This is a genomic window from Magnetospirillum fulvum MGU-K5, assembly GCF_000442515.1.
Classification (GTDB): Bacteria; Pseudomonadota; Alphaproteobacteria; order Rhodospirillales; family Magnetospirillaceae; genus Phaeospirillum; species Phaeospirillum fulvum_B.
Genome location: NZ_AQPH01000106.1, coordinates 1 through 7,225, shown reverse-complemented (window position 1 = coordinate 7,225; position 7,225 = coordinate 1). Strand labels below are relative to the sequence as shown.

The window sequence follows — 7,225 nt, the reverse complement described above, 5'->3', positions numbered from 1 at the left end:
TCGGGGTGTCGAGCAGGCTGACGCCGCAGCTCTTCGCCTTTGACACGATCGCCGGATCGAACAGCACAGACCAGCTGTCGGGCTTCAGACCCGGCGCGACCTTGGCCAGCTTGTCGACGTTATAAGCGATTCCGGTGGCGGCAATCATATAGGGGACGGCGTAGAGGTTGCCGGGATCGGCGACGCCATCCAGCGTCTTCATCACCGCCGGATCGAGATTGCCGTAATGGGGCAGCTTCGACTTATCGAGCTTGCGATAGGTTCCGGCTTTGATCTGCTGGGCCAGGAAGGGCGACGCAGACGGGAACACGACATCATAGCCCGAACGACCGGCCTGAAGCTTGGTCGACAGGATTTCGTTGCCGTCATAGACGTCGTAATTCACCTTGATGCCGGTAGCCTGAGTGAATTTCTCCAACGTGTCCGGCGCGACATAGTCGGACCAGTTGTAGACATTCAGAACCTTCTCCTCTTCGGCGCGCGCCGAGAAGGACAGAATCGAAGCCGTCGCCGCCAGGGCCACGAGACCGGTAAAGCCAAGACGCATCGTCTACACCCCTTCTACTCGATGGAGACAGAGGACTCCCTCCGGCACGCCCCCAAGGCCCCGGAACGGGGAGAGTTTTCCGGGCAGTTCCGCGCAATGTCAACGGACAATCGGAGGTCAGGCGCGATCAGGGGCGATGAAGCAGCCGTTCGGTCGGAATGAGTATACTTACGGTTGTTCCAACCCCTTCCTCGCTCTCGATCGACAGGCACCCTCCGTGCAATTCGATCAGCGATTTCGAGATCGGCAAACCCAGCCCAACCCCTTCCCGTTCGCGCACGGTGCGCAAGCCGCCTTGCTCGAACGGCATCAGCACCCGCGACAGGTCACTCGGCTTGATGCCGATGCCGGTATCAGCCACCCGCACCACCATTCCTTGCGGCTCGACTTGAGCCGACACCGTCACCTGGCCGCCGGGCTGGGTGAATTTCAGCGCGTTGCCGACCAAATTGAACAGCACACGCTGGATCGCGGTCAGATCGCCATAGACCCAGGGTAAAGTGTCGTCCAGATCGGTCACCAGCCGGATGTTGCAGCGTTCGGCCTGCGACGACATCAGCCGCTGGGTTGCCGCGATCACCTCGTTGATCCGCACCGTGCCCTCGTGAAGGATGGTGCGGCCAGCCTCGATCACCGACATATCGAGAACCTGACTGATCAGCGACAGCAGATGCTGGCCGCTATCGACGATGATGTTGGCGTATTCACGATAGCGTTCGTCGCCCAGCGGCCCCCACATCTCGTCGGCCATCAATTGCGCAAAGCCCAGCACCGCATTCAGCGGCGTGCGCAATTCGTGGCTCATATTGGCCAGGAAGTCGGACTTGGCATTGTTGGCCGCCTCGGCCGCTTCCTTGGCCTCGCGCAGTTCGATCTGAGTCTCGCGCAGATTGGCGATGGTGGCTTCGAATTCACGCTGGGTGGTGCGCAATTCGGTTTCGTCGATAAAGCTCATGATCGAACCAGCGGTCTGATCGCGCAGATCGCGATAGGGATAGACCCCCATCCGATAGAAGCGGCCGTCGACCTCGATAATCTCCTCATGCGAGGTGCTGCTGGCGATCACGGTGACCAACAGCGCCTTCAGATCGCGCACATGGAACTGGCTGGGAACCGCGGTGATCATCTGCCCGGCATCCGACGGCAGCAGACCGAACATCCGCGCCGCCTGCGGGGTGAAGCGGGTGATTCGCAACGATTTGTCGACCACCAGCAGCGGGAAGCCGATATTGTCCTGGATGTTCTGAAGATCGGCATTGGCCCCGGCCAGTTCGGCGGTGCGCACCTGTAGCTCTTCGTTGACGGTGGTCAGTTCCTCATTGGTCGATTGCAACTCCTCGTTCGAGGTCTCCAGTTCCTCGTTCGAGGATTGCAGCTCCTCGTTGGCGGCCTGAAGTTCCTCGTTCAGCGCCTGAAGCTCTTCGTTCGAAGTCTCCAGCTCTTCGACCACGGTCTGGAGATGCTCGCGCGTCGCGGTCAGCTCCTGCTCGAGCTCGATCAGACGGGCTTCATTGCCGGACGGCAACAGCACGTCCTCGGTTCCATCCAGAATCGGAAGGTCGACCTTGTCGCAACTGATCAGGAACAGGGTCTCATGCCCGCCCTCGCCCTTCAGCGGACGCACCGCCAAGCGGGCGCAGATATCGCCGTCGCGGACCTTGAGCTGACGCTTCGGTCCCATCGCCACCGCCCCTTTTTCGCGGGCATGGTGGACCAGGGCGCGCAGATCGATGCGGAATTCCTCGATGATCAGCTTGCCCAGATTCTGGTTGGGCAGGCCCTGAGGGAAGCGGATAAAGCCGTCAACATCACCATGGTAATACAGGATGTCGAGATTCTCGTTCACCGCGACGCTGGGCGGCATACAGGCATCGATAAAGCCTTCGCGAACGATCGTCTCGATCGATCCGGCACTGGCGGACCGGCTGGATTCCACAGATTCCGGCGGCTTGATCCGAAACGCGCCAAACACCGGGTTGGTCGAGCGCGGCGCAACGATCCGCTTCTGGAAGATTTTCGAGGTGGCCTTGACCGGCCGGAACAGATCGGCGCAGTGACCGACCGATTCCGATTTCCCCAGGAACAGATAGCCCTGAAGCGACAGGGCATAATGGAACATCTGGAAAATTCGATCTTGAAGATCGGCATTGAAATAGATCAGAACATTACGGCAACTGATCAGATCGACCTTCACGAAAGGTGGGTCTTTGATCAGGTCCTGCCGGGCAAAAACAACCATCTCCCGGATTGGCTTCTTGACCTGATAAATCTGTCCCATCGCATCGAAATATTTCGACAGATATAGCTTATCAAGGGTTTCGACCGTCGTCGCCGAATAAGCCCCCTTACGGGCATGGCGCATCGCATCGAGATCGATGTCGGTGGCGAACACCTGAACCTTGTACTGGCCGATCTCCTCACCCAATTGATCGTTCAGCATCATCGCGAAAGAATAGGCTTCCTCGCCGGTGGCGCATGCCGGAACCCAGATACGGATACTGTCGCCGGGCTTTTTGGTTGCGAGGAGTTCCCCCAAGGTTGTCTTGATATCCTCGAACGCCTTGGTATCGCGAAAGAACGACGTGACCGAAATCAGGATGTCCTTGCACAGCAAATCGAGTTCGGCCGGATGGCGCTGCACGAATTCAAGATAGGCATCGAGCGTCTCGATCCGATTCGCCGCCATCCGCCGTTCCAGCCTGCGGCGGACGGTGTTGGTCTTGTATTGGGTGAAATCAACATCGGTTCGCTTGCGGACCAGCAGGAAGATTTCGTTGATGGTGTCGCGCGCTTCGGTGTGCTCGGATTTCTGCACCACCACGGGGCGGGGAAACCGGGAAATCGAGGCCAGTTCCGGTCCGATCGCATCGGGCGGCATCACCAGATCGACGCAGCCGGAATCGATCGCCGCTTTCGGCATTCCGTCATATTTCGCGGTTTCTGGATCCTGGGCCACGGTCAGGCCGGCACAGGCCTTGATCGCGCGCATTCCATGCGCCCCATCGCTGCCGGTTCCCGACAGGATCACCCCGATGGCCTGCTGGCCCAAATCCTCGGCCAGCGAGGAAAAGAACACGTCGACCGACGGCTTCGGCCCCAACGGTGCCGATGGTTCGCGCAGCCACAACGTCGCGTTTTTGACCCGGACGTCCTTGTTCGGCGGGGTGATGTAGATCGTGTTGGGCACCATCACCAGCCCGTCCTTGATCTCCTCAACCGGCAGCTTGGTTTCACGGCCAAGGAGCTGCACCATCATACTGCGGTATTGCGGCGACAAGTGCTGGACGATGACATAGGCCATCGTCGAGGCTTGGGGCAAATTGGCGACAAACGGGCGCAATGCCTCCAGTCCACCGGCCGAGGCTCCAATGCCAACGACGAACAGATCGTTCCGGCGCGCCCTGGATTTGCGTCCAGGAGTCCCGGATGACGCCGTTCCCGCCGTTGCCGGAGGAGTCGCACGCGACGTTTTGGCCGACACACCGTCTTCCTTGGGCCGTTTCACCCTACCCCCTTCCCTGACTTGATTATTGCGGGGACTTCGCTTTGATTTTCATATCAAGGCTATCGCATGATATTAAAAATTACAGTTGAAACCGCCCCGCCCTTCAAGTCATTTGATATATGACTTATGCCATAAGCGACTTCGATGTTCTACGCGGATTGTTGCCGTTAAACTCTACCAATGAGCAAGACAGATATGTCGCGAAAAACCAAAGCACAAATGGGATTGGAGTTGGCTGCCGTTGAAGCAGAACTCCAGGTTTTTCGCGATCGCGAACCGGTCGCTCTCTCCACCCAGGAGCAGATGACCGAGGCGTTGCACTCTCTTCAGGTTCACCAGGAAGAACTAAAGGCGCAAAACGAACAATTGCGCCTGACCCAGATGAATCTGGAGCAAACAAGTCAAAAATATCACGACCTGTTTGAAAACTCCCCGGCGGGCTACTTCATTATCGACAGCAACTTTCTGGTCCAAGAGGTTAATGTCTCGGGCATGGAAATGCTCGGACGCTCCAAAGGGCGAATCGTCGCAAAGCCGTTTCTTCTTTTTGTGGAAGGGTCAAGCCGCCGCACCCTTGACGAGCATTTCCTTCAGGTGCGCGATGGCAGCGCGCGAACGGAGTTGTGGCTGCTTCCCGAACAGCGCCCCCCCTTCCCGGTCATTTTGCAAAGCGTGCCGCTAGGATCCTCGTGGGGCGAAAGCTGGCGTTGTCTGACCACCGCCTTCGATATCACCGATCGTAAAGCGGCTGAACTGGCATTGCGCGAGTCCGAGGCGCGCTTTCGCGCCATCTTCGAACAGAACCCGATGGCGGTTCAGATCGTCGATTCCCACGGCACACCGCGAATGTCGAACCGCGCCTGGACCAAGCTATGGGGCCGTGGCCCGTCGAATCCGTCGCAAGGCGGGGCCGCCTCACCCAAAGCGTTGGAGATGGACCACCATCTCGGCCACGCCCTGGACGGACAGAGCGTCGATGTCCCGGCGGTTCACGTTCCCGCCCAGGGACGTGACTGCCCGGAACGCTGGGTTCACGCCCACATCTACCCGATTCAGGGCGGTGGCAACGTCATCCCCGAAGTGGTCGTGGTGCATGAAGACATCACCGATCGCAAACGGATCGAAATCGACCTGAAAGAGCGTACCGAACGGCTGCAACGCCAGTACAACAACCTGCGAGCGCTCAGTGAAATCGCCGCCCTGCCCAGCGGATTCGGCGCGGCACAGCAACTGGCGGCCGCGCTTGATCTCGGTCGCCGTCATCTCTGTCTGACCGTCGGGCAGATCACGCGCAGTAACGAGGGCGGATCGACCATCGAGTATCACAGCGCCCCGCCCGAAGCCGGAATCATCGATGGCACCCGGATTGATCTGTCAGAGACGTTCTGCGCCCTGGTGATGGAGACCGGTAATGTCCTCGCCCTGCCCGATCTCGCCCACACCCCGTACGCCAACCACCCCGCCCACCGCCTGCACGGGGTCAACAGCTATCTCGGCGCGCCGATCCGCCAGCGCGGCCGCACCTATGGCACGATCGCGTTCTATTCCTCGCAACCGTCAGCCCGCGGCTTTGACGAGGGCGATATCGAGTTCATGCGCCTGCTGTCCCGTCTGGTCGGCTCGGTCCTCGAGCAGGACGAAAACAGCCGCAATCTGGCTCAGTCAAACGCCGAACTTGAACAATTCGCCTATGTTGCCAGCCACGATCTGCGCCAACCGCTGCGTCAGGTCTCCAGCTATGTCTCGCTGCTGCAACGCCGCTATGGCGACCACCTCGACGATACCGCCCGGGAATTCATCGCGTTTGCCCATGACGGGGCCGTGCGGATGGATCGGCTGATCGTCGATCTGCTCGAATATTCCCGGATCGGCCGCAACACCAAGCCGGTCGAAGCAGTCGACCTGTCCCAAGTGGTGGATGAAGCGATCTCCAATCTCTCTGCGGCGCTGACAGAGTCTCGCGGCATGCTCGACGTCGCACGCCCTCTCCCCACCATCCGTGGCGATTACACCGATCTCGTCCGCCTGTTCCAGAACCTGATTGGCAACGCCATCAAGTACCGCGCGCCCGACCGCCCCCCAATCATCCGGATCCGGTCGGTGACCACCACCGCCGAACATCACATTTCGGTCAGCGACAATGGCATCGGCATCGAACCTGCCTATTACGAAACGGTTTTCCGTATTTTCCAGCGCCTGCATACCCCGGATAAGTACGAAGGAACCGGGATCGGACTGGCGATCTGCAAAAAGGTCGTCGAACAGCATCAGGGCCGCATTTGGGTCGAATCCAACCCGATCCAGGGCGCGACCTTTACGATTGCCCTGCCCAACCGGCCCTAGGTCCTGTCCTCATAAACCTCGCGCGCCGCGCTGCTGGAAAAAATGGCGCAATGGCAGGAGAAACGCGATGGGCATAGGGGTGCTATGGACAAGCGTTTCGACGCCCCAGTGTGTCGTTTTTTCCGCAGCCCGAAGGGACGCGGGCCTTTTGGTGGCCGGGTTCGTTGCTTGCCCCTTGTGGACGACGGGTCCACGGCGGGTCAATCGCCTGCCCGGCCGCCAAAATTCCTCGCGTCGCGACCGTGACGTTTATGGGGACAGGACCTAGAGCGCATTCCACTCAAACGACGTCAGAGTGGAATGCGCGACAAGCCCGAGCGGCGCTTGAGCCACGCCAGCCCCGGAGGGGCTGCGGCCTTAGGCAATATCCTAGAGCCGATTCCATTTGAATGGAATCGGCTCTAGCTCGGCGGCAGAGCGGAACAGAGTGCGACGTCCCTTCTGGAGACAATAAAAAAGCCCGTATCCGCAGGAAGGACACCCCCTGCGGAACGGACTTTTTCAAAAGCGATCCGTCCGGTCGGACTTACGGCTGCGCGGCGGGAGCCGGAGTCGCGGGAGCGGCCGGAGCCGGAATCGCGGGAGCGGCCGGGGCAGGTTCGGCGGCAGCCGGAGCGGGCTCGGCAACCGGCGCGGGGGGCAACGTCTTCTCAACCGCGACAACGCGATGATCAAGCGATTCGAGCCGACTGGCCAGATCCTCAACCGCGGCGAAACGCTTGTCGATATCGCTGCGCAGAGTGTTGAGCTGCTCCAGTTCGGAACGCAACGACTGCTGACCGGCCAGGGACAAGCCATAAACGATGATCCCGACCACCAGCGAGGTAGCA

4 protein-coding genes are annotated in these 7,225 nt (G+C 59.9%); 1 reads left to right on the top strand and 3 read right to left on the bottom strand.

The window, feature by feature from the left end; translation table 11 throughout:
- A partial coding sequence (locus K678_RS16405; protein ID WP_021133600.1) for an extracellular solute-binding protein occupies positions 1 to 547 on the bottom strand: 547 nt, incomplete at its 3' end.
- A 127-nt stretch (positions 548 to 674) separates the two neighbouring features.
- Positions 675 to 4,052 carry a chemotaxis protein CheB gene (locus K678_RS16400; protein WP_081673316.1) on the bottom strand — a complete coding sequence of 1,126 codons (3,378 nt, stop codon included), beginning with the start codon at positions 4,050 to 4,052 and terminating at the stop codon, positions 675 to 677.
- A 195-nt stretch (positions 4,053 to 4,247) separates the two neighbouring features.
- On the opposite strand from K678_RS16400, the gene K678_RS18015 reads away from it, so the two are divergent.
- The gene (locus K678_RS18015) at positions 4,248 to 6,395 is read left to right on the top strand and encodes a PAS domain-containing sensor histidine kinase (RefSeq protein ID WP_051185969.1); all 2,148 of its coding nucleotides are present in this window, start codon (positions 4,248 to 4,250) and stop codon (positions 6,393 to 6,395) included.
- Positions 6,396 to 6,921: 526 nt separating this feature from the next.
- Here K678_RS18015 and K678_RS19210 read toward each other — a convergent pair.
- The coding region (locus tag K678_RS19210) for a hypothetical protein (RefSeq protein ID WP_021133597.1) at positions 6,922 to 7,225 on the bottom strand (304 nt) is incomplete at its 5' end.